This is a genomic window from Stenotrophomonas sp. YJH_SMC_65, assembly GCF_059369475.1.
In genome coordinates this window covers 109,100-134,398 of the sequence record NZ_JCAFSR010000002.1, presented here as the reverse complement: position 1 = coordinate 134,398, position 25,299 = coordinate 109,100, and the positions used below count along the sequence as shown (strand labels likewise).

Genomic DNA, 25,299 nt, shown 5'->3' with positions numbered 1-25,299 from the left:
ACCAGATGAACGCGGCATACCGCCCGCAGCACACCGGGGTCAGATTCCTTTCGCCACGCGAAAGGGCTCTGACCCCACCAGCATTCCCAACAGCCGCCGTTGCAACTGCAATGTCCGCCGGATCGCGACCAGATGAACGCGGCATACTGCCCGTAGCACACCGGGGTCAGATCCCTTTCGCCACGCGAAAGGGATCTGACCCCACCAGCATTCCCGACAACCGCCGTTGCGACCGCAATGCCCGCCGGATCGCGACCAGATGAACGTGGCATACCGCCCGCAGCACACCGGGGTCAGATCCCTTTCGCCACGCGAAAGGGATCTGACCCCACCAGCATTCCCGACAGCCGCCGTTGCGACTGCAATGCCCGCCGGATCGCCAGCAGATCCCCCGCCGGAATACCCGCCTCGATGAACTCCACATAGCGCCTGCACCGTTCATCCGCATCAGAACCCATCAGCTCAAATGCCGAATGCGGCTCGAGCAGCGCATTGGGCCTGCCACGCGCATTGGCACGATAGCTCGACCAGCGATAGTCACCGGGATGCGCCACCTTCCCCGCCCGAACCGGGTTGAGCTCGATGTAGCGCTGGCAGGCCAGCAGATAGCGATCCGTATCCACCACCGTGGAGTGGAAGCGCCCTTCCCATAACGTGCCGGTGCGGCCCTGCCGATCATTCACCCGACGTACGTAGGTCCGGTTCACGGCCTGCATCATCCGCGACAGCCCGCCGCAGAGATAAGGCGTTGCCAGAAGATGGACGTGATTGTCCATCAGCACATAGGCGTGGACCCGGCACTGCTGCTGACCTGCGTCATGACACAGCAGGCGCAGGTAGGCGACGCGGTCGCCATCCGCAAAGAACACGCGCTGACGATTGTTGCCGCGCTGGACGACATGTTGCGGATATCCGGGCGCATCGATGCGCCGTGGCCTTGGCATGGGCTGCTCCTGGTAGCAGGGGGTCAGGGCCCTTCGCTGCGCAAAGGGATCTGACCCCGAGCATCTGCCGATTCCGGGCCCGTGCCAGTCGGTCCATGGCCTGCCGTTGAGTCAGTAGATGCCGGGGTCAGATCCCTTTCGCGTTGCGAAAGGGATCTGACCCCACTCCCCCATTTGCGCCCGCCCACGCCCCACCTAGAATGGGGCCATGAGCACCCTGACCTTCCGCGCCGCCACGCCGGCCGACATCCCCGCCCTGATCGCCCTCGTCACCTCGGCCTACCGTGGCGACGCCAGCCGCGTTGGCTGGACCACCGAAGCCGACCTGCTGGATGGCGCCCGCATCGACGCCGAAGGCATCCAGGCCGACCTCGACCGCCCGCGCTCGACCATCCTGCTGGCCGAGCGCGAAGGCGCTCTTGTGGCCTGCGCCCACGTTGCCGACGTCGACGGCAACGGCTACTTCGGCATGTTCTCGGTCGATCCGGCCCAGCAGGGCGGCGGGGTCGGCAAGCAGCTGATGGACGCCGCCGAAGCGCACGCCGCACGCGAATGGAAGGTGCCGGTGATGCAGATGACGGTGATCGACGTACGCGACGAACTGATCGCCTTCTACGAGCGCCGCGGCTACCAGCGTACCGGCATCAAGAAGCCGTTCCCGTATGGCGACGAACGCTTCGGAATCCCCAAGCGCGACGACCTGCGCTTCGAGGTCCTGGAAAAGCCACTGGCCGGAGCCGCCGCGTGAGCGATACCTGGACCTTCGTGTGTGCCGGCAACGAGCTGCTGCCCGGTGAAATGAAGAGCGTGTTCGACGAAGTGACCGGCACGCCGATCGTGGTGTTCAACCTCGACGGCGAGCTGTACGCGCTGGAAGACCAGTGCACGCATGAGGAGTTCGAGCTGTCCTCGGGCGAGTTCAACACCGACGAAGGCAGCGTGGAATGCGTGCTGCACGGCGCGCGCTTCGACGTGCGCGATGGCCGCGCCCTGTGCGCCCCGGCCTATACGCCGGTACCCAAGTTCCCGGTGAAGCGCGAACACGACGCCGTCTGGACCCGCGACGACCGCGATTGAAGCGTCCCTGGCCGCCGGCGACTCCGCCCAGGGGTGGAAGCCAGCGGAGCGCGCTGAGAGGCGTTCAGGGGCCTCCCCGGGCCTCCAGACTGCTCGTTCGCCCGCGCATATGCGAATCATTATCGTTGATGTTATCCTACGTAACATCTTCGTAACGACTCCGTCCCCTGCGCCATGGCTTTGCCCGCGCCCGCCGCCACGCTGTGCCAGCTTGCCCGCCATGGGTGGCCGTTGGCTGTGGCCCTGCTGCTGACGCTGCTGCTGGGCTGGTCGGCCCTGCACGAAGGGCGCGATGGACCCGCCACCTACGGCTGGCAGGCACACGCTGAAGATCTTCAGCAGGCTATGCCGATGCCGGCCCCGCCGGCGGACGAGTGCCCGCGCCATGCGGTGCCAGCACCGGAGCCGCCGCTGGATGGCGAGGGCACAACGCCCTGTACCGGACTGGCTCCCCCGCGCGCCGCCCTGGTCGCGCATGTTCCGCTGTGGCGCTCCGATGCCCTGCACTGGCAGCTGCACGATCCCGCACTGCGGTTGAACCCCGGCCACGCACCGCCCGCACCGCACGCCAGCTGAGGCGCCCTGCGGCCATTGCCGTGCGCCTGGAGTCGTCCGCCGCCCAGCCGAGCATCGGCTCGGCTCTACAGAAGACGCCCTCTACATGCCGTCGCGCTGTCTGCGCTTCGGCCCTCGCCCCTTTCCGATCCCAGCCACTACCACCCAAGCCATGACCCACATCACGTCCCGCAAGCGCGCCCCGCGCGTTTCCCTGCTCGCCACCGCCACCCTGGCCGCCGGCTTCGCGCCGTTGGCCGCACAGGCGGCCGACAGCGCTGACGCAGCCTCCTCCCGCAAGGCCACCGACCTGGACAAGGTGCAGGTGCGCGGCAGCTGGTTCAATCCGTCCTCGCCGAAGTTCACCGCTGAACTGCTGGACACCCCGAAGTCGGTGTCGATCGTCTCGGAGAAGCTGATCGCCGAAACCGGTGCGACCAACCTGCAGGATGCGCTGCGCATGGTGCCGGGCATCACCTTCGGTGCCGGCGAAGGCGGCAACCCCACCGGTGATCGCCCCTTCATCCGTGGCTTCGATTCGCAGAGCAACGTCTTCGTCGATGGGCTGCGCGACGTCGGCTCGCAGACCCGCGAGATCTTCGACCTGGAGCAGGTGGAAGTAGTCAAGGGCCCGAGCTCGGCCTACGGCGGCCGTGATTCCGGCGGTGGCAGCCTGAACCTGGTCAGCAAGACGCCGAAGCTGAAGAACGAGACCAGCGCCAGCATGGGCATCGGCACCGACAGCTACGCGCGCGGCACCGTGGACGCCAACTACGTGCTGGGCGATGGCATCGCCGCGCGCCTGAACCTGATGAAGCACGAATCGGACATCGCTGGCCGTGACGCCGCCAATGTCAGCCGCTGGGGTATCGCGCCGTCGATCGCGTTCGGCCTGAACGGCCCGGCGCAGCTGATCGCCAGCCACTACCACATGCAGAGCGATGATCTGCCCGATGCGGGTGGCTTCCCGTATGGCAACCCGAACGGTGCGCCGGCCTCGAAGTGGGTCGACGGCCGCCCGATGGTGCCGGACCGCAACAACTACTACGGCCTGGTCGACCGTGACTTCCAGCGTACCCGCGCCGACATCAGCACCCTGGATGCCAGCTACGACTTCGGCGGCCACAAGCTGCGCAACATCGCGCGCCTGGGCAACACCAGCAACGACTACCTGTGGACCCAGCCGGACGACAGCCAGGGCAACCCGAACAACTACGGCACCCTGTGGCGCCGGACCAACAGCCGTGCCGTCGACGTCAAGAGCTTCGCCGACCAGCTGGGCCTGACCGGTGCCTTCCAGACCGGTGCGCTCAAGCACAGCTACAGCGCGGGCGTGGAATACAGCGACGAGAAGATGACCCGCGGCAGCTATCTGATGACCCCGGGCACCAGCAACCCGCTCACCGGCAACAGCAAGTGCCCGACCACCGGCGCGGCCACCGGCTACAACTGCACCGATTTCGCCAATCCGAACCCGCGCGATCCGTGGGCGGCCACCCATTCGGTGTACCGCAGCGACAAGGCACTGGACGTAGAGCAGCGCACCAGGACCACCTCGGCCTACGTGTTCGACACCATCGAGCTCAATGAGCAGTGGATGATCAACCTCGGCCTGCGCTACGACGACTTCCGCACCACCCTGACCACCCCGGTGGCCGGCAAGGCACCGACCCGCGTGCGCAACAGCAACGACTTCCTGAACTACCAGGCCGGCGTGGTGTTCAAGCCGGCCGCCAACGGCAGCATCTACCTGTCGTGGGGCACCTCCTCGACTCCGCCGGGCATGGACGGTGGTGATGGTTCGGACGGCCTGAGCGCCGCCGTGGCCGACCTCAAGCCGCAGGATACGAAGAACCTCGAGCTGGGCACCAAGTGGGACCTGTTCGACCAGCGCCTGAACCTCACCGCGGCGATCTTCCACACGGTGATGAACAACGCGCGCGTGACGGTCGACAACGGCACCAGCCAGAATGCCGGCAAGAAGGAAATCAACGGCTTCGAGCTGGGCTTCACCGGCCAGCTGACCGACGCCTGGAGCCTGTACGGCGGCTACACCTACCTGGACTCGGAACTGAAGGACAACGGCTTCGTCTGTGGTGCACCGGTCGGCCGCACCTGCCCGTCCAACGTCTACGTGCCCTCGCCGTACAACGGCAACGTATTCCCGAACACCGCCAAGCACAGCGCCAACCTGTGGACCACCTACCGCTTCCCCATCGGCCTGACCGTCGGTGCCGGTGCGTTCTACTCGGACAAGCAGTACGGTGACGTCGCCAACACCAAGTGGATCGCCAGCTACACCCGCTTCGACGCGATGGCCAGCTACGCGATCCAGGACAACATCAGCCTGCAGCTCAACGTGCAGAACCTGACCGACAAGACCTACTTCACCAAGGCCTATGCCTCGCACTACGCGAGCATCGCCCCGGGTCGCTCGACCACCCTGGCACTGAACGTGAAGTTCTGATGTAGCTTCGCTCCACCACGGCGGCAGGCTCTCCTGCCGCCGTTTTTGTTTCCGGCGATACTCACCCCATGGCAACCCGTACCCCCATCGACAGCGACGCCCTGGCCGAACTGCTGCAGCACGATCCGCAGGCCGCGTTCGCACGCGTGCGCGACGCTGCGCAGGCTGGGCAGGTCGATGCACAACTGCTGCTCGCGCAGATGCACATGGAAGGCAAAGGCACCGCGCAGGACGCCTCGGCGGCGCTGCTCTGGTACGAAACCGCCGCCAACAACGGCGCGCCGATGGCGATGAACATGCTCGGCCGCTGCCATGAGCTGGGCCACGGCACGGCGGTCAACCTGGCGCTGGCGGCGGTGTGGTACCGGCGCGCGGCCGACACCGGCCTGGACTGGGGCCTGTACAACCTGGCCAACCTGCTGGCCACCGGCCGCGGCATTGCGCAGGACCGCGCGCAGGCACTGGCCCTGTACACCCGTGCCGCGCACCTGGGCCACGCCAAATCGATGAACCTGCTGGCCCGCCACCTCGAAGACGGGCTGGATACCGCACCCGATCCGCAGGCGGCGCTGGCCTGGTACCAGCGCGCGGCCGAGGCCGGTGATTTCCGCGGCCAGGCCAACTACGCCTCGATCCTGCTGCAGGCCGGCCAGGTCGAGCAGGCCGTGCACTGGCTGCGGCTCGCACTGGCGCACGGCAGCCCGGCATTCATGGCGCACATCGTGCCGGAGCTGGCCGCGTCACCGCATCCACAGGTGCGCGCCCTGGTCGCACCGCCGTCCCTTTGAGGAGTCCCGCATGCTGCTGCACATCCCCGACATTCTCAGCGCCGACCAGGTCGCCGACTTCCGCCGCCGCCTCGACGCCGCCGACTGGACCGATGGCCGCGAAACCGTGGGGCATCTGGGCGCACAGGCCAAGCACAACCAGCAGCTGCCCGAGGCTTCGCCGCTGCGCCGCGAACTGGGCGAGATCATCCTCGTCGCGCTGGCCCGGCACCCGCCGTTCTTCAGTGCCGCGCTGCCGCTGAAGTACCTGCCACCACGCTTCAACCGCTACAGCGGTGGCGGCACCTATGGCTACCACGTCGATGGCGCGGTGATGAACCTGGCCAATGGCGAACAGCTGCGTTCGGACATCTCCTGCACCCTGTTCCTGTCGGCGCCGGACGAATACGAAGGCGGCGAGCTGATCATCAGCGATACCTACGGCGAGCACGAAGTGAAGCTGCCGGCCGGCGACCTGGTCGTGTATCCGTCCAGCAGCCTGCACCAGGTGCGGCCGGTCACCCGCGGCGCGCGCGTGGCCTCGTTCTTCTGGGTGCAGAGCATGATCCGCGACGATGTGCAGCGCCGCCTGCTGTGGGAAATGGATGGCGCGATCGAGCGCCTGCGGCAGACCGGCGGCGACGCCGAGGCGGTCCTGCAGCTGACCGGCGTGTACCACAACCTGCTGCGGCGCTGGAGCGAAGTCTGAGCCTTGCCGGGCCGGCCTGCGACATTTTGGCAATCATTCTCATTTGCAACAGCTAACAGCTCTCATTACAATCACGCCCCGTTGATGCCGGCCGCTGCCGGCAGCCCCAGGGAACCCCCGCTTGCTGCGCCCGCTTCGCCCTCGCCCACTCATCCATCGCAAGATGGGCACCGCCATGCGCGGCCAGCGTCCTGCGCTGGCCAGCCTGCTGGCGTGGGTGGCAATGCTGGCGTTGCTGCTGGGCACCCTGCCGCTGCTGCCACAGGCCCAGGCCGGAATGGCCGTGCAGATGCCACTGGAAGAACGTGGCGGCGAAACACCCCTGCAGGAAGAGGCGCCGGCCAAGCTGCGCCGCTGCGCCTCCGCTCCGGTGAAGGCGGCCGAGAAGGCACGCCCGCCGTTGCTGCTGGCCAGCCACTGGCTGCGCACTGAGCTCGACCTCGTACCCGCCATGCCGGCCATGCCCGGCGTGCGCCCGGACTGGCCGCTGGCCGCTCCGGACACGCCCTGGGCCGATGCGCCCGGGCGCCGTCAGCAACGCGGCCAGGCGCCGCCGCTCGCCTGATCCACGGCCCGACGTGACCGCCTGCGCGGTCGCGCCTGCACGCCGCTGCCTGCTTCATCCCTGCCGCCCCTGACCGGCCCCCGTGCCTGCCGCGCCCTTCGCGCACGGCACCGCGCCACCCTGCATCCTTCGAGGTAACTGCCATGGCCCAGCGCCATCGTGTCCGTTCGTCCCTGTCCCGTACCCTGCTGACCAGCGCCGTGCTGGCGGCTTTCGCCAGCCCCGCCTTCGCCCACGGTGACGCCGCAGGCGCGCCGCAGACGCTGGACAAGGTGGTGGTCACCGCCGCCGGCTTCGAGCAGAAGGTGATCGATGCCCCGGCCAGCATCAGCGTGGTCAGCCGCGAGGAACTGAGCAAGCGCCCGTACACCAGCCTGGTCGATGCGCTGCGCGACGTCGAAGGCATCGACGTCGGCCTGGAAGCGACCGACAAGAACGGCCGCGCCACCGTGTCGCTGCGCGGCCTGCCGTCCGAGTACACCCTGGTGCTGATCGACGGCCGCCGCCAGAGCAATGTCGGCCAGATCTATCCGAACAACTTCGGTGGCGGCCAGTTCGCCTACCTGCCCCCGCTGGACGCGATCGAACGCATCGAAGTCGTGCGCGGGCCGATGTCCACGCTGTACGGTTCGGACGCGATGGGCGGTGTCATCAACATCATCACCCGCCGCAACCAGGACAGCTGGCACGGTTCGGTCAGCCAGGGCTTCACCGTGCAGCAGGACGACCAGTTCGGCGATGCACGCACCACCGACCTCTACCTCAGCGGCCCTTTGCTGAAGGAGCGCCTCAGCCTGGCAGTACGCGGCAGCTACTACGACGCGAAGGCTTCCAACCCGGAATGGGATGCGTTGTCCCTGCCCGACGGCACCCTGTGGGAGCGCAGCATCGGCTTCGGCGGTGGTGGCAAGTCGGTGGCCAACACCAACTGGAACAGCGGCGTGCGGTTGGACGTCCGCATCAACGACGATCACGAACTGTGGCTGGACTACGACGTGTCGCGGCAGAAGTTCGACAACAGCGAAGGCCAGACCGGCACCCTCGACAGCCTGGCCAGCCTGTGGCGCGTCGGCAATGCCGTCATTCCCAACCCGAACGGCAGCGGTACCGTCACCCGTCGCGTGGTGCAGCCGCGCGTGGGCTACACCGCCTACCAGCGCTACGAACGCGACCAGTTGTCGCTGACCCATCAGGGCCGCTACAGCTTCGGTACCTGGCAGACCTCGCTGACCCACAGCAAGAGCAGCAACCTGGGCCGTTCGCTGCCGCTGACCCTGGAAGAGCGCGCCAACCTGCAGACGCTTTGGAATGACGTCTGCCGCCGCACCGGTGCTGCCAACAACTGTGCGGCCGGCCGCGGCAACGCCCTGGCTGCCCTCAACCCGAGCGAGATGGCGCGCCTGCAGGCGTTCCTGCCGCGCCCGCTGCGCACCATGGAACTGGAAGGCTACGTGCTCGACACGATGCTCGACCTGGACTTCGGCGCGCACACGCTGACCGTGGGCGGCCAGTACAACGACACTGACATGGTCGACGGTGTGTTCGGCATGGATGGCGCCGGCTACCGCAGCAACGTCAAGCAGACGCACCGCATGTGGGCGCTGTTCGCCGAGGACAACTGGGCGCTGACCGACACCCTCACCGCCACCTTCGGCCTGCGCTACGACGACCACAACGTATTCGGCAGCCATGTCAGTCCGCGTGGCTACCTGGTGTGGAATGCCAGCGATGCGTGGACCTTCAAGGGCGGCGTCAGCACCGGCTACAAGACCCCGCGTCCGGACCAGCTGTTCCCGGGCATCACCGGCTTCGGTGGCCAGGGCGTGCTGCCACTGGTCGGTTCGCCGAACCTCAAGCCGGAAACCAGCACCAACTACGAGCTGGCCGCTTACTACGAAGGCCAGCGCTGGGGCTTCAACGTCACCGGCTTCTTCAACACGTTCGAAGACAAGATCGCCAGCGGCGGCACCTTTGCGAACTGCGAAGTGGCCCGCGCCGGCAGCGGCTACTGCGTGGACATCGGCCCGGGCTGGGCGGCACTGGGCTACAGCACGTTCACCCAGAGCGTGAACATCGACAAGGCCGAGACCCGCGGTGCCGAACTGGCCGCGCATGTCGACCTGCTCGACACCCTGCAGCTGCGCGGCAACTACACCTGGACCAGGAGCGAGCAGACCAGCGGCGCGCAGAAGGGCCTGCCGATCAGCGGCACGATGCCGGCCAGGCACATGGCCAATGCCAGCCTCAACTGGCAGGTCAACGAAGCGATCAGCCTGTCGCTGATCGGCGAAGGCCGCTACGACCGCTACCGCGACACGCTGCTGGACGCCAACGGCGCCAGCCACACCCGCTACTACGAGGACTACACCATCTTCCATCTCGGTGGCAGCTGGAAGGCCACGCCATGGCTGACGGTGAACGCGCGGGTCAACAACCTGTTCGACAAGGACTTCGTTTCGCAGTCGTGCCTGCTGATCAGCCAGAGCGAGTTCAACTGCGTGGACGACTACGCGACCAAGGACCAGCGCCGCAGCTACTGGATCTCGTTGAACGCGAAGTTCTGATCGCCGCGCCCGGCCCCGGTGGGTGCCGACCTTGGTCGGCACCGCTTCATCCACGCGTGGCGTGGATCTACCGATCGGTAGTGCCGGCCGCTGGCCGGCAATCGCCCTCCAGCGATACAGAACGACACGCAATTGCGAGCTATTCTCATCAATGATGTAATGGGCAGTCCCCGTCCGCCTCGAACCGTGCCGTGAGCCGTCCTGCCTCTTCCACCGTGGCGCAGCAACAGAACCGTGGCTTCTGGCTGCGGACGCTGCACCAGTGGCACTGGATCAGCTCGGCGGTGTGCCTGATCGGCATGCTGCTGTTCGCGGTGACCGGCCTGACCCTCAACCACGCCGCGAAGATCGAAGCCAAACCCCAGGTGCAGAACCAGCATCTGGAACTGCCGGACGATCTGCTCGGCCAGCTCGGCACGCGCGAAAACGGCAATGCACCGATTCCGCGCCCGGCCCGGCACTGGCTGGACACGCAGCTGGGCATCGCCATCGGCGGGCGCCCGGCAGAGTGGTCGGCCGAGGAGATCTACCTGTCGCTGCCGCGCCCCGGCGGCGACGCCTGGCTGAGCATCGATCGCGGGACCGGCGCGGTGGAGTACGAATCAACCTCGCGCGGCGCGGTGTCCTACCTCAACGACCTGCACAAGGGCCGCAACGCGGGCCCGGCGTGGGGCTGGTTCCTGGACCTGTTCGCCGTGGCCTGCCTGATGTTCTGCATCACCGGCCTGTTCCTGCTGCACCTGCATGCACGCCAGCGGCGCATGACCTGGCCGCTGGTCGGCCTCGGCCTGATGATTCCGCTGCTGATCGCCCTGCTGCTGATCCACTGACTTTCCTTCGTTTCCGGAGCCGCCCCATGCGCGTCACCCTGACCATCGCCCTCAGCGGTCTGCTGGCCACCTCACCGGCGTACGCCACCACCCTCGACATCAACGTCGAAGTGCCCAAGCTCAACGTGGCCGAGTACCACCGCCCGTACGTGGCGGTGTGGCTGGAAGGCGCCGACCAGAAGGTCGCGGCCAACCTGTCGGTCTGGTACCAGCAGACCAGCAACAGCGAAGGCCACGGCACCAAGTGGCTGCCCGACCTGCGCCAGTGGTGGCGCAAGAGCGGCCGCACCCTGCAGGTGCCGGTGGACGGCGTGACCGGCCCGACCCGCCCGGCCGGCAAGCACGCGCTGTCGTTCAACGACAGGCAGCCGGCACTGAAGCAACTGGCCCCGGGCAACTACACCCTGGTGGTGGAAGCGGTGCGCGAAGTCGGTGGCCGCGAACTGCTGAAGATCCCCTTCACCTGGCCGGCCACCGCCGCGCAGAACGGCAAGGCGCAAGGCGCCACCGAACTGGGCCAGGTCACCCTCGCCGTCAAACCATAACTGCCTGAGCCGGGGTCGGATCCCTTCCGCAGGAAGGGCTCTGACCCCATCGCCCTATCCCTCGGGGTCAGAGCCCTTTCCGCTGGAAAGGGATCCGACCCCTTCCAACTGGAGTCTTCCGCATGAAGCGCACGCTCGTCCTCGCCGCCGCCCTGGCCGCTGCCCTTCCCTTCTCCGCCCTGGCCCACAAGGCCTGGCTGCTGCCCTCGCAGACCGTGATCGCCGGCAACGCGCCGTGGATCACCGTCGACGGTGCGGTCTCCAACGATCTGTTCTACTTCAACCACGTGCCGCTGCGCCTGGAATCGCTGGTGATCACCGCGCCGGACGGCAGCACCGTGCAGCCGCAGAACGCGTCGACCGGCAAGTACCGCAGCGTGTTCGACATCGAACTGAAGCAGCCGGGCACTTACCGCATCGCGTCGGTCAATGACGGCCTGTTCGCCACGTACGAGCAGAACGGCGAGCGCAAGCGCTGGCGCGGCAGCGTGGCTACCTTCGGTGAACTGCCGAAGGACGCGAAGAAGCTGGAAGTGAGCCAGTCGATCGGCCGCGTGGAGACCTTTGTCACCAACGGTGCGCCGAACGACACCGCGCTGAAGCCGACCAACCGTGGCATCGAGCTGGTCGCCGTCGGCCACCCGAATGACCTGTTCGCCGGCGAGGAAGCCACCTTCCGCGTGCTGGTCGATGGCAAGCCGACCGCCGGCCTGCAGTTCGAGATCGTGCGTGGCGCCACCCGCTACCGCAACGCGCAGGACGAGCTGAAGCTGACCAGCGATGCCAAGGGCGAGATCAAGGTGACCTGGCCGGAAGCCGGCATGTACTGGCTGGAGACCGGCACCGAGGACAACAAGACGTCGGTGAAGCAGGCCGCCAAGCGCCGCCTGAGCTACGTCGCCACGCTGGAAGTGCTGCCGCAGTAATGTGGACCGCGATGCCGGGCATTCCCCGGCATCGCCACCGCAACGCATCACCATGACCGATTCCCATCTCGACATCGCCCGCCTCGGTGGCACCACCATGGGCACCACCTGGAGCGTGTCGCTGGTCGCGTCGCGCCAGCGCGACCTGCACCCGCTGCACGCCGGCATCCAGGCGCGGTTGGACGACGTGGTCGCGCAGATGAGCACCTGGGAGCCCGGCTCGGATCTGAGCCGCTACAACCGCGCCGACGCTGGCCAATGGTGCGTGCTGCCGGCGGAGACCCGCCACGTTGTGACCTGCGCACAGGCCATCGCTGCCGCCAGTGACGGCGCCTTCGATCCCACCATCGGTCCGCTGGTTGCACTGTGGGGCTTCGGTGCACATGCCGGTGAACGCCGCCAGCCCGACGCCGCTACCCTGCAGGCCACCCGTGAGCGTTGCGGTTGGCAGCGCCTGCAGTGGCAGGATGATGCGCTGCTGCAACCGGGCCGGCTGGAACTGGATCTCTCTGCGATCGCCAAGGGCTTCGGCGTCGATCACGTAGCCGCCTGGCTGCGTAGGCAAGGGATTGGGGCGGCGCTGATCGAAGTCGGCGGCGAACTGGCCGGCTACGGCCGCAAACCGGACGGCCAACCGTGGCGCGTGCTGGTGGAATCCGCACCGGAAGAGGATGTGCACACCGAAACCCCGCCACGGGTGCTGGCGCTGGACGGCAAGGCGGTGGCCACTTCGGGCGATCGCTGGCACCAGTACCAGGCCGATGGCGAGGCCTACAGCCACAGCCTCGACCCGCGTACGGGCAGGCCGGTGCAGCAGGTCGCCGCAGCGGTCACCGTCGTGGCCGACGACGCCATGCACGCCGATGCCTGGGCTACCGCACTGACCGTGCTGGGTCGCGAACAGGGCATGGCGCTGGCCGAGCGCGAAGGACTGGCCGCGCGCTACCTGCAACGCACCGCAGACGGCCCGCAGGAATTTCTCAGCAGCGCCTTCCAGCGCCTGCTCGACGGGCAGGACGCATGAGCACTCGGCCATCGCGTGCGTGGCTCGGCAACACACTTGTACTGATCGTACTGGCGCTGATCGCCTGGGCGCTGCTGCGCCTGCACCTCGGCGACGCCTGGTGGCAGGGCGCACCGCCGGCACGGCAATCGCAGATCGCCATCATCGCCACCGCGCTGTACGCGCTGGCCTGCGCAGCCCTGTGGTGGCGCACTCGTCCGCGCGATGATGCGGCGTCCGCCGATACCGCACCGCTCCTGCTGGTCTGGTCCAGCCAGACCGGCTTTGCCCGCGAACTGGCCGAACGCAGTGCCGAGGCCCTGCGTGGTGCCGGCGTGCCGGTGCGTGTGCGCGGGCTGCATGATGTCGACGCCGCATTGCTGGCCGACAGCCAGCGCGCGCTGTTCATTGCCAGCACCACCGGCGAAGGCGATCCGCCCGACCACGCCCTGCCGTTCCTGCGCGGGGTGATGGCCGCGCCGCCTCCGTTGCAGCATCTGCAGTACGGCGTGCTCGCGCTGGGCGACCGCAGCTATGGCCACTTCTGCGGATTCGGCCACCAGCTGGACCAGTGGCTGCGCCAGCACGGCGCGCACCCGCTGTTCGATGCGATCGAGGTCGACAATGCCGATCCGGCGGCGCTGCGACATTGGCAGCAGCTGCTGGGACAACTTGGCGGAGGCGCCACCGAACTGCCCGACTGGAGCCCGGCCGAGTATCAGCCGTGGACGTTGCTGCAACGCCAGCATCTGAATCCGGGCAGCCCCGGCGGCCCGGTGTACCGGGTGCGCCTGCAGCCACCGCCTGGCGTCGATGTGCAGTGGCAGGCCGGCGACATCGCCGAGATCGGCCCGCAGCACCCACGCCACAGCGCGCGCGCCTGGCTCGATGCACAGGGCTTCAATGCAGACACCATGCTGGATGACGGGCAGGCGTTGCTGGCCCGTATCGAGCGCTCACATCTGCCATCGCTGGTTCCCCCGGGTGATCTGCCCGCACTGCTGGCAACCCTGCAACCGCTGCCGCATCGCGAGTACTCGATCGCCTCGGTGATGGCCGACGGCGCGGTGGAGCTGCTGGTGCGCCGCCAACTGCGCGCCGACGGTACACCCGGCATCGGCAGCGGCTGGCTGTGCGACCACGCGCCCATCGGCGAACCGGTGCAACTGCGGCTGCGCCGCAACGACAATTTCCATGGCGTGCCCACCGATGTACCGCTGCTGCTGATCGGCAACGGCACCGGCATCGCCGGCCTGCGCGCGCACCTGCACGAACGTGCCCAGCGCGGCGCTCGCCGCACCTGGCTGCTGTTCGGCGAGCGCACCGCCGCGCACGACTTCCATTTCGGCGAAGAACTGCAGGCGATGCTGGCCAGCGGCACGCTGGCACGGCTGGATGCAGTGTTCAGCCGCGACGGCGGCGCGCATCGCTATGTGCAGGACCGGCTGCAGGCCGAAGCGGCGACGCTGCGGCAGTGGGTCGATGAAGGCGCGACGATCCTGGTCTGCGGCAGCCTGCAGGGCATGGCCCCGGGCGTGGATGCAGTGATCGAGCGGGTGCTGGGTACCGCAGGCAGGGAAGCGCTGCTGCTGGCCGGTCGTTACCGGCGCGATGTGTATTGAACGAACCATCGGGGTCGGTTCCCTTTCCGCAGGAAAGGGCTCTGACCCCAACCACAGCCGCACCATGACGGCGTGTCCAGGCATGGTGGCAACCGCACGGCAGTAGATCCACGCCATGCGTGGATGGCGCCCACCGGCGCCCAGAAATCATGCCCCCGCCGCGCTCACCCGTATCGCCAACAACTCGCCACCACCGCTGAGCGCATGCCGTTGCCTCTCGCCCCCCGCCAACCACGCGGTGTCTCCCGCCTGCAGCGCCGGCAGGCCACTATCGGCACCGAACTGCGCCTGTCCGGCCAGCAGATGCAGCGCCCACGCAACGCCCGGTTCGCAGAAGAAGAACATCGACCCCACCAGCGGCCGGTGCAGCAGTTCGGCCTGCAGCAGCTCGCGCTTCCACATCAGGTTGAAGTCGTGGGTGGTGCCATCGACCAGTTCACCGTGCAGCGTTTCCTCACCGGCAAAGCGCGCCCGCCCGTGTGGCGGCAGCACCTGGGCCACGCGGCCATCCTCGAAACGCAGGCGCACGCCATTGCCCTGCAGCAGCACCAGTTCGCGCTCCACGCCGGGGAAGGTGGAGAACGCAGCGTCCTGCTCGATCTCGGCCACCGACAGGCGCAGCGCCCAGTCATCACCCTGCGCGGGCAGGCGCAGGATCTCGCGGGTCCAGCCAAGTCCATTCCGCCAGCGTTCGCGACGATAGTCCAGGCTGGAAATGACCTGGCTCGGAGTGTGCAACAGGGAGTCGACGTTCATCGGCGCATTGCATCACGCCACGCGCCATCATGCATCACCGCGTAGCGAGCGTGCCCTGGCCACCGCATCCGCCGGCCAGCAGCTGCGAGTGCTTCAGCCAATCCTGGTCAGGGTAGTAAGCAAACACCATCGTGCCGCCACGCAACGCATCGATCAGCGGCTTGGCCACCGAAAGGCGCACCGCCGGGCAACCCAGGCTGCGACCCAAGCGCCCCTGCAGCTGCGCGGTGGCCGGGTTCACGTACGGCGCACCGTGGATGACGATCGCGCGTTCGCGCGCACGGTCGTTGAAGCCCGGCTCCAGCCCGGCCAGGCGCAGCGAATATCCATTACCGCCCATGTAGGTCTCCTGCGCGGTGAACGCGCCGAGGCTGGACATGAAACTCCCATCGCGGTTGGAGAAGTGCTGGGTGCGGTTCTCGCCGCTGTTGCGGCCATGCGCCACCCATTCCTCGAACAGCAGGCGCTGGTGGGCCAGGTCGAACACCCACAGGCGCGGCTCGGTGGACGGCCGCGAATAATCGATCACGCTGAGACGATCACCGTTGATGCCCAGCTCCGGCCGCTGCAACGCACAGCGCATGGCGTGCGCCGCCAGCTGCAACACGTGGCGGTCGGCCTTGGGCGCACTGCGCGACAGCAAGGCAGCCAGATCATCAGCGCTGGTGGCAAGGGCGGGCGTCTGTGCCAGCGCCGGGGCGCTGGCCGAGGTCGCCAGCAGGCCGAACGCGGCCAGCCGGCACAGGCGGGATGCAGTCATGGGCACAACGAGGGGACTCAGTTGCCCTTGAGGGTGGACCCTGGCGGCTCGGATTCCAAGACCGGCTGCATTCCGGATTCAGCCGGGCTTGGGCGGACCGCCGGCAACGAGGTCACCAGCAGGGTCGTGCCCGGCACCAGCACCTGGTACAGCTGGCGGGCAAAATCGGCCGGCAGCGCCATCGGCAACGAGGGCGTGGCCAGCAGGTCCGGGGTGGCCTGGGCACGATCCTGGCCCAGCAGCGGATAGGCCGTCCACTGGTGCAGGCGCTGGTTCACGTCCAGCGGGCTGGGCGTATCGCTGTAGCCCTGCCCCATCACGAACAGCGTGGTGCCCTGGAATGCGGGCAGGGCGTCGGCCTTCAGCGGCGACTCGCCGATCATCACGCCATCGCGCAGCACGTACAGGCGCTGGTCATGCAGGCTGACCAGGATGCCGACCTGCCCGGCCGGGGCTGCGCTGTCGTCCCACCAGGCCTGCGCCGGGGCCCCGCCCTCGGTTTCCGGCAAAGCCTGGCCGCGCGCGTTGACCGGTGCCAGCACCGAAGGATAGGCCAGGGTCATCGGCGAACTCTTGGCGTCGGCCACCACCACCGTATCGCCGCGCTGGGTTTCGCTGAACAGCTTCTGCGCGAACGCCTGCGGCAGGCGCACGCAGCCATGCGAGGCCGGATGCCCGGGCAGGCTGCCGCCATGCAGGGCGATGCCATCCCAGGTCAGCCGCTGCATGTAGGGCATCGGCGCGCTGTTGTAGAGGTTGGACCTGTGGTCCTTGTCCTTCTGCAGGATGGTGAACACGCCGGTCGGCGTCTCGTGCCCGGCCTTGCCCGAGCTGATCGTGGTCAGGCCGATGGCGATGCCGTTGCGGTAAACGTAGGCACGCTGCTCATCGAGGCTGACCACCAGCACGATCGGGCCGGTCGGCGAGATTTCCGGATGCCACAGGTACTCGCCCGGTTTCAGGTCGGTCGGCCCGCGCACGTCGGCGGTGCTGGCTTCGGCCGCAGGCTTGGCTGTCGGCGTCGGCGCAGCGGCATGGGCCAGCAGTGGCAGGGTCAGTGCCAGGGCGAGCATCAGGGTCGTGGGGCGGTGCACAAGCATCCAGCGGGGTCCTTTCCATGCGGAGCGGCCACCGTACACCATCGGCCCGTGGTGGCCACGGCAAAACCAGGCGCCGGAAATGAAATTGCCCGGCGACACAGCCATGTGTCGTACCGGGCAATCGTTACGTCCTTGTCGGCCTGCTGCCGCCCCCTCGCATCCTGCGCTGTGGGGGTAGCGTTGCATCCTGCACGCGGCCGCGTCTGTCCTGTTTGTATCTCAGCCCCTTCCACAGGTCTGTGATGCCACCATCCTGGTGATTGGTGCCGCGTCCTGCGGCGGTCGGTGGTCACGGCCTTCCTGTCCGTGACCGGTGAACCAGCCTCCTGCCGGTTCCGACGATTCCTGCTGTCAGCGCCTGGGTACGGTCCGCACCGGTACCGATCCGGGTACCGGATCCGCCGGCAACAACCTGTTGCCTACGGTGATCCGCTGTCGATTCCGTTCGACGATCGCTTTCCCTATTCCCTTCACCTGCGTCAGGTCCTCGACGCGATGAAACGGGCCGTGTCTGCGCCGGTGCTCGACGATCGCCTCGGCCTTGGCGGCTCCGACCATCGTCAATCCCTGCTGCAGCGCCTGGGCATCGGCGCGGTTGATGTCGATCGGTTCGGCGGCATGCGCCCCAGCGATCCCCACTACCAGCACCAGCGCCCTCAACACGACAAACCAAGGCACGACGTGTATCTCCCTGTGATTCTGGCCGCCCCGACCGGCAATCCCGTCGGCAGGAACAGTGTCCGTCACCACATGTGCACAGCCTATCGGTTTCCCGGATTTCCGTAAGCCAGCCAAATACCCGACGTGATGTAGGAAAAACCCTACCCGCGGCACAGGCGTAGAATGGCCGGATCAGCCCATGCAACCGGAGTTTCAGATGGACAGCGCCAAGCTCGGCCAATTCGTCAATGACAAGTGGGACAGCGAAATCGTCCCGCAGTTGGTCGACTACATCCGCATTCCCAACAAGTCGCCGATGTTCGACGCCAATTGGGTGCAGAACGGCTACATGGAACAGGCGGTCACCCTGATGGAGAACTGGGCCAAGGCCCAGCAGCTGCCCGGCCTGAAGGTTGAGGTGGTGCGCCTGGAAGGCCGTACCCCGCTGATCTTCCTGGAAATTCCGGCTACCGGCGCCGAAACCGGCGACGACACCATCCTGCTCTATGGCCACCTGGACAAGCAGCCGGAAATGACCGGCTGGGACGACGACCTCGGCCCGTGGACCCCGGTCCTGCGCGGCGACAAGCTGTATGGCCGCGGCGGTGCGGACGACGGCTACGCGATCTTCGGCTCGCTGGCTGCGGTACTGGCACTGCAGGCCCAGGGCCTGCCGCACGCCCGCTGCGTGGTGCTGATCGAAGCGTGTGAAGAGTCCGGCAGCTACGACCTGCCGGCCTACGTCGACCACCTGGCCGACCGCATCGGCAAGCCGTCGCTGGTGGTCTGCCTGGATTCGGGCTGCGCCAACTACGACCAGCTGTGGTGCACCACCTCGCTGCGCGGCCTGACCGGCGGCAATTTCACCGTGAAGGTGCTCAACGAAGGCGTGCATTCCGGCGATGCCTCCGGCGTGATCCCGTCCAGCTTCCGCCTGCTGCGCCAGATCCTTTCGCGCATCGAGGACCAGGATACCGGCCGCATCCTGATCGACGGCATGAACGTGGAGATCCCGGCCGAGCGCCTGGAACAGGCCAAGCGTGCCGCCGAAGTGGTGGATACCGAGATCTTCGAGAAGTTCCCGATGGTCGACGGCCTGCGCCCCATGAACGAGGACCTGACCGAGCTGGTGCTCAACCGCACCTGGCGCCCGGCGCTGTCGGTCACCGGCGTCGGTGGCATGCCGCCGCTGGAATCGGCCGGCAACGTGCTGCGTCCGCAGACCTCGGTGAAGCTGTCGCTGCGCCTGCCGCCGACCGCCGATGGCAAGACCTGCGGCGAGCTGCTGAAGGAAGCACTGCTGCGCGACCCGCCGAACGGCGCGCAGGTCACCCTGGACCTGGAAAAGGCCTCCACCGGCTGGAATGCCCCGGCGATGGCGCCGTGGCTGACCCAGGCCATCGACGACGCCAGCCAGGCCTTCTTCGGCAAGCCGGCGATGTACATGGGCGAAGGCGGCTCGATCCCGTTCATGGGCATGCTGGGCGAGAAGTTCCCGGGCGCGCAGTTCATGATCACCGGCGTGCTCGGCCCGCACTCCAATGCGCATGGCCCGAACGAGTTCCTGCACATCCCGATGGGCAAGAAGGTCACCGCCTGCGTGTCCAAGGTGATCAGCGAGCACTACGCCGCCAGCCTGCGCGGCGAGACCAGCGGCTCGCCGGTGGCTGCCGACAGCGGCACCCGCCACGGCGACCACGGCTGCTGCTGATCCGGCACTCGTGACGGACGCAGCCTGGCCTTGCTAGGCTGCGTCCACACTCAAGCGGAATCCGCGCGCATGAATGGTCTGTTCGGCAGCAGCAGCTGGCTGTACATCCTGCTGGTCGGCTTCTTCGTCGGCCTGCTCGGGCGTTTCTTCATGCCCGGCAACAACCGCATGGGCTGCCTGCTGACCATCGTGCTGGGCATCCTTGGTGCCCTGCTGGCCGGTTGGTTCGGCCAGTACATGGGCTGGTACGCCCCCGGCGAACCGGCCGGTTTCCTCGGCGCGGTGGTGGGCGCGGTGGCCGTGCTGGCCGTCCTGCGCCTGTTCAGCGGTCGCCGCTGACGCCGCTCCCCCTTCCCTTCCTGTTGCCGACGTTGGCGCGCCCGGCGCGCCCGGATATGCCCGCATGACCGAACCCGCCTCCGATCCCCAGCGCAGCGCGCAGCGCCTGCAGTGGGCCCGTACCCAGCTCGATGATGCCAACGCGGTGGTCGAACGCGCTTCGGTTGACGCCGGCATGCGCAGCTACTGGCGCACCACCAGCACGCGCGGCAGCCACATCGTGATGGACGCCCCGCCGGGGCTGGAAGATCCGCGGCCGTGGCTGCGCATGCGCGGCCTGCTGCACGACAACGGTCTGCGCGTGCCCATGCTGCTCGCGCAGGACCTGGATGCCGGCTTCCTGCTGCTGGAAGATCTCGGCGGCCCGACCCTGGCCAGGATCCTCGACGAGCGCAACGCTGACGAATGGTTCGGTCGTTCGATCGAGCAGCTGCTGCGCCTGCAGGCGATCCCGGTGCCGGCCGACTTCGGCCAGTTCGGCGAAGCACTGCTGCAGCGCGATGCCGGCCTGTTCGACGAATGGTTCCTGCAGCGCCACCTGAACCTTGAACTGGACTGCGGCGAGATCGAAGGCCTGCAGCTGGTGCATCGCCGCCTGATGGACAACGCGCTGGGCCAGGCCCAGCTGATGACCCATCGCGACTACATGCCGCGCAACCTGATGCCGGTCGACGATGGCCCCGCGGTCCTGGATTTCCAGGACCTGGTGCGCGGCCCGATCGCCTACGATGCGGTGAGCCTGTTCAAGGACGCCTTCCTGAGCTGGCCACTGCAACGCGTGGACGAATGGCTGGCGCAGTATCACGAGCGCGCCCGCGACACCGGCCTGCCGGTGCCCGACCGCGCCACCTTCCTGCGCGATGCCGACTGGATGGGCATCCAGCGCCACGTGAAGATCCTGGGCCTGTTCTGCCGGCTGCGTTACCGCGACAACAAGGGCCATTACCTCGACGACGCACCGCGCTTCGTCACCTATCTGGATGAAGTGCTGCCGCGCTACCGCGAGCTGGCACCGCTGCAGCAGCTGCTGGACGACCGCATCAAGCCGGCGCTGGCCGAGCTGGGCGCGCCGATGCGCGTGGCCCGATGAAGGCGCTGGTCTTTGCCGCCGGCCTCGGCGAGCGCATGCGCCCTTTGACCCTGCACACGCCCAAGCCGCTGCTGGAAGTGGCTGGCAAGCCGTTGATCGTCTGGCACCTGGAACGCCTGGCCGCACTCGGCGTGCGCGAGGTGGTGGTCAACACCGCATGGCTGGCCGAACAGTTCCCGGCGACGCTGGGCGATGGCAGCCGATGGGGCCTGCGCCTGCATTTCCTGTACGAAGGGCAGACCCCGCTGGAAACCGGCGGCGGCATCCTCAACGCCCTGCCGGTGCTGGGCGATGCCCCGTTCCTGGTAGTGAACGGCGACATCTGGACCGATTTCGATTTCGCCACGCTGCCGCGCGAGCCGCAGGGCCAGGCGCACCTGGTGCTGGTCGACAATCCGGTTCAGCACCCGAATGGTGACTACCGCCTGGATGCACAGGGGTTCCTGCACCACGATCGCGAAGGACCGTGCCTGACCTATGCCGGCATCGGCCTGTACCGTCCTTCGATCGTGGCCGACTGGCGCGCGGTGATCGGCGATGCGCCGGGCAGCGAGCGGCTGCCACCGAAGTTCTCGGTGGTGCCGCTGCAGAAGCACTTCATGGCGCAGGGGTTGATGACCGGGCAGCACCATCGCGGGCGCTGGACCGACGTCGGCACCGTGGATCGCCTGCGCGCGCTGGATGCGGAGTTGGCGGCGAACGGCTGAGCCCCTCGTGGCTGGACGTTTTGAGAGCAGTAGCCTTGCTTGGCCGGGCGGGGTGGATTCGCGGGGGACGCCGTGAACCCGTCCCTGGGGGCTTGGCCGCGGCATCCATGCCGCGGACACCCCCGCGAACCCACCCCGCCCGGCCTCAGACAGTTTCCGTGCGCGTCGAGCCACGGAAGAAAGAAAGAAGAGCAAAAGCGGGTTGCTTCGCTGCGCTTGCTCCGGTGACGACCAACGGTCGTCACCCACCACAAGCAAGACACGTGTCGACCAAGGTCGACATCCACCAACAGCAGTGCAGAACGCCGTCCAGACAGATCGCGGGAATCTGTCGAAGGCGGGGTGGCTCAGGTTGCGGGGGCGTGAGCGCCATGGATGGCGCGATCGAGGCTACAGGGACGTACTTGCGCCGTCCCCCGCAACCTGACCCACCCCGCCTCCCCTCAGGAAGCCAGCTTTTGACGTTGCTGTTGAAGTTGCCGGCCAGCGGCCGGCACTACCGCGGGTGCAGGGCGCAGCCCTGCCGAACAACATCCCTCAGTAACGAGGCCGGCCTTCTTCCAGCACCTGGCGCAGGAACGGCACGGTGATCCGCCGCTTCGCCGCCAGCGATTCGCGGTCCAGCCAGTCCAGCAGGGTGATCAATCCACCCAGCTCACGGCCGGTGTGCGACAGCAGCCACTCGATGGCCGCTTCGTCGATGGCCAGGCCGCGTCGCAGTGCACGCTCGCGCAGCACGGCCGCCCGCCCTTCCTCATCCAGCGGCTGCAGCAGCACGCGTACGCACTGGCCCAGCCGCGAGCGCAGGTCCGGCAGCACCAGGCCCAGTTCGCCCGGCGCCTTCTGTGCCGTGTACAGCACGGTCACGCCCGCAGCGCGCGCACGGTTGTGGAAATGGAACAGCGCGATCTCATCCTCGCGGTTGCCGGCAACCTCGTCCAGGCCGTCCAGCGCCACCAGTTCGCGCGCTTCCAGCCCATCAAGCGCCGCACGGACACGGCCGGCGGCGCTGGCCAGCGGCACGTACGTCGGCAACCGTCCGGCCTGCTCGGCGCTGGAGCACATCGCCAGCGCCTGGTGGGTCTTGCCGGTTCCCGCCGCACCTTCCAGGTAGACCCAGTCGTGGCTGGCGCCAACCGCGATCGCGCGCAGCTGCGCCAGCGCGCCATCCGGCGCGCCGATGAAGGTCTCCAGGCGCTGGTCCCGCGGGTAATGCAGGGCCAGCGGCAGTTGCGGCACACCCATCACTTCAGGTCGGGGCCCTTGTCGTCCGGAACGATGATATGGGGCGCGTCGACCACGCCATCAAGCACGATCGCCGGCTTCTCGCCCACGTACAGTTCGCTCTGCCGATAGCGCTGGTGGGCATAGCGCAGCAGCACGTTGGTCACCGCCGCTACCGGCAGCGCCAGCAGCATGCCGAGGAAGCCGAACAGCTGGCCGCCGGCCATCACCGCGAAGATCACCGCCACCGGGTGCAGGCCGATCTTGTCGCCGACGATGCGCGGGGTCAGCACGTAGCTTTCCAGCAGCTGGCCCACGGTGAACACCACGCCGACCAGGATCAGCAGCTTCAGGTCGAAGCCCTGCGCCTGCACCAGCGCGGCGATCACCGCCATCAGCACGCCGGTGGTCGCGCCCAGGTACGGGATGAAGCTGATCAGGCCGGCAATCAGGCCGATCAGCAGGCCCAGCTTGAGGCCGACCAGCGACAGGCCACCGGCGTAGATCACGCCCAGCGCCAGCATCACCAGGAACTGGCCACGGATGAACGCACCCAGCACCTCGTTGGATTCACGCGCCAGCGCGCTGATGGTGCCGATCTGGTTGCGCGGAATCACCGAGGCCACCCGCTCGACCAGCTTGTCCCAGTCGCGCAGGAAGTAGAACGCCAGGATCGGCAGCAGCAGGATGTTGACCACCCAGGTCACCATCGCAAAGCCCGAACGCGAGACGTAGCCCATGAACGTGGTGGCGAAGCCGCCGGCCTGCTGCCAATGGCTGCGCACCCATTCGATCAGGCGGTCCGGATCCAGCCACTGCATCACTTCCAGGCCGGTCTTGTGCTCGAACCAGGGGATGCCGGTCTGCATCAGCCACGCCTGCGCCTGCGGCGCGGCCGCGATCAGGGTGGTGATCTGGCGCTCGATCATCGGCACCAGCACCAGCAGCAGTGCCACGATCACCAGCACCATCGCTGCGAACACCAGCACCACGCCGGTCATGCGCGAGCGGCCGGTGGCCTCGATGCGGTCCACCAGGGGGTCACCCAGCCAGGCCAGCGCCAGTGCCAGCACGAACGGGGTCAGGATCGGCGCCAGCAGCCACACCACCCAGCCGATCAGGCCGGCGAACAGGATGTACTTCAGCCGGCGCAGGAACTGCGCGATTTCAGCTTCCGGGCTCAGGATCATCGCAGGCGGTACTCGTTGCTGACCGGCGCGGCCACCGGGGCACCGGTGGTGTCATCGATCGGGGTCGGCAGGGCCGGCAGCGGCGCGCTTGGCACCAGCACGCCGTTGTCGCCAAGCATGCGGTTGAAGCCGGCCAGGCCGGTGGTCATCTCCACGCTCAGCTCCAGTTGGCCGGCCGAGGCGTGCAGCGGGGTGACGCTGCGCACCACCGGCACCTCGCGCAGGCCAGCGGCCAGCCGCAGGTAGTCATCGGCGCTGTTGATGCCGGTCACCACCAGGCGGTAGGTGCCGGCCTGGCCGACGGCAACGCCGGCCTTGGCATAGCGCTTGACCAGCGCATCGGCGGCACCGTCGGCACCGGCGGCCATCGCGCGCATGGCGTTGGCGTCCTTGCTGGTCCACTTGTTCAGTTCGCGGCCGTTGTCGACGAACACCCAGTCCGCCTGCCAGCCACCGTTGGCGCGGTAAAGCTTGCCGATCAGCTGCATCGGCGGTGAGTAGCGCGAGGAGGCACGGGCCACGGCGGCGCTGTCCTGGCGCCAGATGGCACCGGCCAGGGCCTGTTCGGCAGCACCGCCGCTGGGCAGGCCCAGCTTGTAACCCCGCTCGATGGCGCGGTTCAGCAGCGGGCGGGCGGCATTGGCCTGCTGCACGCTGACCAGGCGCGGGCCACTGCCGTCGTCGACGGCCAGCCACAGCACCGGCTTCGGTCGCGGCTGCGGCCACAGCGGCAGGCCCAGCGCCGAGACCAGCGAATCGACGTCATCATCGCGGAAGCGGGCCACCAGCAGGGTCCGGAAGCTCGGTGCGCCGCTAGCACCCACGCTCTGGTCCTGCTTGTAGTCGTAGCTGGCCACGTAGTCCTTGGCATTGCGCAGCGCCTGCACCACGCCGGGGCGTGACATCACGTTGCGGTCGCCGGACAGCTTGCCCAGCACCACGCTCAGGGCACGGGCCAGGGCACCGTTGCGATCGGCCTCGGCCTGGCTGTTGACGGGCACTTCGGCCTCGTAGGCCCCCGAAGCGGTGGCGACATCTCCCTCGGTGCGCAGGCCGCTCTGGGCCATCGTGGCCACCGGCAGGCTCAGTGCAAGGAGCAGGGTCAGAATCAGGCTGCGGCGCATCAGGACATCCATTGGCTCGACGAATCCGGGGGAATTGTTGCCCGAATACGGCCTTTGCGCCAAT

25 protein-coding genes are annotated in these 25,299 nt (G+C 67.8%); 17 read left to right on the top strand and 8 right to left on the bottom strand.

Features of this window, described 5'->3' with window-relative positions; genetic code table 11:
- Window positions 1–293: 293 nt before the first annotated feature.
- Complete coding sequence (locus AC5P7A_RS03650) at window positions 294–944, bottom strand: transposase (RefSeq protein WP_495219894.1); 651 nt, start codon at window positions 942–944, stop codon at window positions 294–296.
- 208 nt (window positions 945–1,152) lie between these two features.
- Here AC5P7A_RS03650 and AC5P7A_RS03645 point away from each other — a divergent pair, with 208 nt between their 5' ends.
- The 13 genes from AC5P7A_RS03645 to AC5P7A_RS03585 all read left to right on the top strand — a co-directional run bounded on the left by AC5P7A_RS03645 (window position 1,153) and on the right by AC5P7A_RS03585 (window position 14,574).
- Complete coding sequence (locus AC5P7A_RS03645; protein WP_495219893.1) at window positions 1,153–1,692, top strand: GNAT family N-acetyltransferase; 540 nt, start codon at window positions 1,153–1,155, stop codon at window positions 1,690–1,692.
- The gene (locus AC5P7A_RS03640) at window positions 1,689–2,021 is read left to right on the top strand and encodes a non-heme iron oxygenase ferredoxin subunit (RefSeq protein ID WP_014646265.1); all 333 of its coding nucleotides are present in this window, start codon (window positions 1,689–1,691) and stop codon (window positions 2,019–2,021) included. The genes AC5P7A_RS03645 and AC5P7A_RS03640 overlap by 4 nt, the downstream gene beginning before the upstream one ends.
- A 174-nt stretch (window positions 2,022–2,195) precedes the next feature.
- Complete coding sequence (locus AC5P7A_RS03635; RefSeq protein WP_041863144.1) at window positions 2,196–2,597, top strand: hypothetical protein; 402 nt, start codon at window positions 2,196–2,198, stop codon at window positions 2,595–2,597.
- A 151-nt stretch (window positions 2,598–2,748) separates the two neighbouring features.
- Window positions 2,749–5,043 (top strand): TonB-dependent receptor, encoded by a 2,295-nt coding sequence (locus tag AC5P7A_RS03630; protein ID WP_046429352.1) that lies wholly within the window; start codon window positions 2,749–2,751, stop codon window positions 5,041–5,043.
- Window positions 5,044–5,111: 68 nt separating this feature from the next.
- Entirely contained in the window at window positions 5,112–5,831 is a 720-nt protein-coding gene (locus tag AC5P7A_RS03625; protein WP_014646262.1) for a tetratricopeptide repeat protein, read from the top strand.
- Window positions 5,832–5,841: 10 nt separating this feature from the next.
- Window positions 5,842–6,519, top strand: a complete 678-nt coding sequence (locus AC5P7A_RS03620) for a Fe2+-dependent dioxygenase (protein WP_495219892.1) — start codon at window positions 5,842–5,844, stop codon at window positions 6,517–6,519.
- Between the two features lie 163 nt (window positions 6,520–6,682).
- Window positions 6,683–7,084, top strand: a complete 402-nt coding sequence (locus tag AC5P7A_RS03615) for a hypothetical protein (RefSeq protein WP_075077025.1) — start codon at window positions 6,683–6,685, stop codon at window positions 7,082–7,084.
- A gap of 143 nt (window positions 7,085–7,227) precedes the next feature.
- Window positions 7,228–9,648, top strand: coding sequence for a TonB-dependent receptor domain-containing protein (locus AC5P7A_RS03610; protein WP_197575216.1), 2,421 nt, complete (start codon window positions 7,228–7,230; stop codon window positions 9,646–9,648).
- A 191-nt stretch (window positions 9,649–9,839) separates the two neighbouring features.
- Window positions 9,840–10,478, top strand: a complete 639-nt coding sequence (locus tag AC5P7A_RS03605; protein WP_495219891.1) for a PepSY-associated TM helix domain-containing protein — start codon at window positions 9,840–9,842, stop codon at window positions 10,476–10,478.
- Window positions 10,479–10,504: 26 nt separating this feature from the next.
- A complete protein-coding gene (locus tag AC5P7A_RS03600) occupies window positions 10,505–11,023 on the top strand; it encodes a DUF2271 domain-containing protein (RefSeq protein ID WP_005408420.1) in 519 nt (172 codons plus the stop codon).
- Between the two features lie 122 nt (window positions 11,024–11,145).
- Entirely contained in the window at window positions 11,146–11,949 is an 804-nt protein-coding gene (locus tag AC5P7A_RS03595; RefSeq protein WP_134808582.1) for a DUF4198 domain-containing protein, read from the top strand.
- Between the two features lie 52 nt (window positions 11,950–12,001).
- On the top strand, window positions 12,002–12,973 hold the full coding sequence (locus AC5P7A_RS03590) for an FAD:protein FMN transferase (RefSeq protein WP_197575430.1): 972 nt from the start codon (window positions 12,002–12,004) through the stop codon (window positions 12,971–12,973).
- Window positions 12,970–14,574, top strand: coding sequence for a sulfite reductase subunit alpha (locus AC5P7A_RS03585; RefSeq protein WP_478409467.1), 1,605 nt, complete (start codon window positions 12,970–12,972; stop codon window positions 14,572–14,574). Before AC5P7A_RS03590 ends, AC5P7A_RS03585 begins: the two co-directional genes overlap by 4 nt.
- Before the next feature lie 147 nt (window positions 14,575–14,721).
- Here the strand turns inward: AC5P7A_RS03585 and AC5P7A_RS03580 are convergent, their stop codons facing one another.
- The 4 genes from AC5P7A_RS03580 to AC5P7A_RS03565 form a co-directional block, all read right to left on the bottom strand.
- Window positions 14,722–15,330, bottom strand: a complete 609-nt coding sequence (locus AC5P7A_RS03580) for a HutD/Ves family protein (RefSeq protein WP_046429337.1) — start codon at window positions 15,328–15,330, stop codon at window positions 14,722–14,724.
- A gap of 34 nt (window positions 15,331–15,364) precedes the next feature.
- Window positions 15,365–16,090, bottom strand: a complete 726-nt coding sequence (locus AC5P7A_RS03575; RefSeq protein WP_032957373.1) for a murein L,D-transpeptidase catalytic domain family protein — start codon at window positions 16,088–16,090, stop codon at window positions 15,365–15,367.
- 17 nt (window positions 16,091–16,107) lie between these two features.
- Window positions 16,108–17,190: a L,D-transpeptidase gene (locus AC5P7A_RS03570; RefSeq protein WP_041863141.1), complete on the bottom strand. Its 1,083-nt coding sequence runs from the start codon at window positions 17,188–17,190 to the stop codon at window positions 16,108–16,110.
- Between the two features lie 351 nt (window positions 17,191–17,541).
- Window positions 17,542–17,868 carry a ComEA family DNA-binding protein gene (locus AC5P7A_RS03565; RefSeq protein ID WP_014036262.1) on the bottom strand — a complete coding sequence of 109 codons (327 nt, stop codon included), beginning with the start codon at window positions 17,866–17,868 and terminating at the stop codon, window positions 17,542–17,544.
- A gap of 199 nt (window positions 17,869–18,067) precedes the next feature.
- Between AC5P7A_RS03565 and AC5P7A_RS03560 the strand changes: the two genes are divergently transcribed.
- The 4 genes from AC5P7A_RS03560 to murU all read left to right on the top strand — a co-directional run bounded on the left by AC5P7A_RS03560 (window position 18,068) and on the right by murU (window position 21,697).
- A complete protein-coding gene (locus tag AC5P7A_RS03560) occupies window positions 18,068–19,561 on the top strand; it encodes a M20 family metallopeptidase (RefSeq protein WP_032957377.1) in 1,494 nt (497 codons plus the stop codon).
- Between the two features lie 69 nt (window positions 19,562–19,630).
- Entirely contained in the window at window positions 19,631–19,900 is a 270-nt protein-coding gene (locus AC5P7A_RS03555) for a GlsB/YeaQ/YmgE family stress response membrane protein (RefSeq protein ID WP_005415577.1), read from the top strand.
- A 64-nt stretch (window positions 19,901–19,964) separates the two neighbouring features.
- Window positions 19,965–20,990 carry an aminoglycoside phosphotransferase family protein gene (locus AC5P7A_RS03550; protein ID WP_046429330.1) on the top strand — a complete coding sequence of 342 codons (1,026 nt, stop codon included), beginning with the start codon at window positions 19,965–19,967 and terminating at the stop codon, window positions 20,988–20,990.
- Window positions 20,987–21,697, top strand: coding sequence for an N-acetylmuramate alpha-1-phosphate uridylyltransferase MurU (gene murU / locus AC5P7A_RS03545; RefSeq protein WP_197606410.1), 711 nt, complete (start codon window positions 20,987–20,989; stop codon window positions 21,695–21,697). Before AC5P7A_RS03550 ends, murU begins: the two co-directional genes overlap by 4 nt.
- A gap of 537 nt (window positions 21,698–22,234) precedes the next feature.
- Here murU and hda read toward each other — a convergent pair.
- Genes hda through AC5P7A_RS03530 form a run of 3 tightly spaced genes read right to left on the bottom strand, consistent with a single transcriptional unit; the run spans window position 22,235 to window position 25,247 of the window.
- Window positions 22,235–22,942, bottom strand: coding sequence for a DnaA regulatory inactivator Hda (gene hda / locus AC5P7A_RS03540; RefSeq protein ID WP_495219890.1), 708 nt, complete (start codon window positions 22,940–22,942; stop codon window positions 22,235–22,237).
- Window positions 22,942–24,111: an AI-2E family transporter gene (locus tag AC5P7A_RS03535; protein WP_014646246.1), complete on the bottom strand. Its 1,170-nt coding sequence runs from the start codon at window positions 24,109–24,111 to the stop codon at window positions 22,942–22,944. The genes hda and AC5P7A_RS03535 overlap by 1 nt, the downstream gene beginning before the upstream one ends.
- Window positions 24,108–25,247 (bottom strand): DUF8605 domain-containing protein, encoded by a 1,140-nt coding sequence (locus AC5P7A_RS03530; RefSeq protein WP_164077930.1) that lies wholly within the window; start codon window positions 25,245–25,247, stop codon window positions 24,108–24,110. The genes AC5P7A_RS03535 and AC5P7A_RS03530 overlap by 4 nt, the downstream gene beginning before the upstream one ends.
- Between the last annotated feature and the right edge of the window lie 52 nt (window positions 25,248–25,299).

Excerpts from the sequence above, each read along its gene's own strand:
- AC5P7A_RS03650 (WP_495219894.1), bottom strand. The coding sequence starts at position 944 with ATGCCAAGGCCACGGCGCATCGATGCGCCCGGATATCCGCAACATGTC.
- AC5P7A_RS03645 (WP_495219893.1), top strand. The coding sequence starts at position 1,153 with ATGAGCACCCTGACCTTCCGCGCCGCCACGCCGGCCGACATCCCCGCC.
- AC5P7A_RS03635 (WP_041863144.1), top strand. The coding sequence starts at position 2,196 with ATGGCTTTGCCCGCGCCCGCCGCCACGCTGTGCCAGCTTGCCCGCCAT.
- AC5P7A_RS03630 (WP_046429352.1), top strand. The coding sequence starts at position 2,749 with ATGACCCACATCACGTCCCGCAAGCGCGCCCCGCGCGTTTCCCTGCTC.
- AC5P7A_RS03625 (WP_014646262.1), top strand. The coding sequence starts at position 5,112 with ATGGCAACCCGTACCCCCATCGACAGCGACGCCCTGGCCGAACTGCTG.
- AC5P7A_RS03620 (WP_495219892.1), top strand. The coding sequence starts at position 5,842 with ATGCTGCTGCACATCCCCGACATTCTCAGCGCCGACCAGGTCGCCGAC.
- AC5P7A_RS03615 (WP_075077025.1), top strand. The coding sequence starts at position 6,683 with ATGGGCACCGCCATGCGCGGCCAGCGTCCTGCGCTGGCCAGCCTGCTG.
- AC5P7A_RS03610 (WP_197575216.1), top strand. The coding sequence starts at position 7,228 with ATGGCCCAGCGCCATCGTGTCCGTTCGTCCCTGTCCCGTACCCTGCTG.
- AC5P7A_RS03600 (WP_005408420.1), top strand. The coding sequence starts at position 10,505 with ATGCGCGTCACCCTGACCATCGCCCTCAGCGGTCTGCTGGCCACCTCA.
- AC5P7A_RS03595 (WP_134808582.1), top strand. The coding sequence starts at position 11,146 with ATGAAGCGCACGCTCGTCCTCGCCGCCGCCCTGGCCGCTGCCCTTCCC.
- AC5P7A_RS03590 (WP_197575430.1), top strand. The coding sequence starts at position 12,002 with ATGACCGATTCCCATCTCGACATCGCCCGCCTCGGTGGCACCACCATG.
- AC5P7A_RS03585 (WP_478409467.1), top strand. The coding sequence starts at position 12,970 with ATGAGCACTCGGCCATCGCGTGCGTGGCTCGGCAACACACTTGTACTG.
- AC5P7A_RS03580 (WP_046429337.1), bottom strand. The coding sequence starts at position 15,330 with ATGAACGTCGACTCCCTGTTGCACACTCCGAGCCAGGTCATTTCCAGC.
- AC5P7A_RS03575 (WP_032957373.1), bottom strand. The coding sequence starts at position 16,090 with ATGACTGCATCCCGCCTGTGCCGGCTGGCCGCGTTCGGCCTGCTGGCG.
- AC5P7A_RS03570 (WP_041863141.1), bottom strand. The coding sequence starts at position 17,190 with ATGCTTGTGCACCGCCCCACGACCCTGATGCTCGCCCTGGCACTGACC.
- AC5P7A_RS03560 (WP_032957377.1), top strand. The coding sequence starts at position 18,068 with ATGGACAGCGCCAAGCTCGGCCAATTCGTCAATGACAAGTGGGACAGC.
- AC5P7A_RS03555 (WP_005415577.1), top strand. The coding sequence starts at position 19,631 with ATGAATGGTCTGTTCGGCAGCAGCAGCTGGCTGTACATCCTGCTGGTC.
- AC5P7A_RS03550 (WP_046429330.1), top strand. The coding sequence starts at position 19,965 with ATGACCGAACCCGCCTCCGATCCCCAGCGCAGCGCGCAGCGCCTGCAG.
- murU (WP_197606410.1), top strand. The coding sequence starts at position 20,987 with ATGAAGGCGCTGGTCTTTGCCGCCGGCCTCGGCGAGCGCATGCGCCCT.
- hda (WP_495219890.1), bottom strand. The coding sequence starts at position 22,942 with ATGGGTGTGCCGCAACTGCCGCTGGCCCTGCATTACCCGCGGGACCAG.
- AC5P7A_RS03535 (WP_014646246.1), bottom strand. The coding sequence starts at position 24,111 with ATGATCCTGAGCCCGGAAGCTGAAATCGCGCAGTTCCTGCGCCGGCTG.
- AC5P7A_RS03530 (WP_164077930.1), bottom strand. The coding sequence starts at position 25,247 with ATGGATGTCCTGATGCGCCGCAGCCTGATTCTGACCCTGCTCCTTGCA.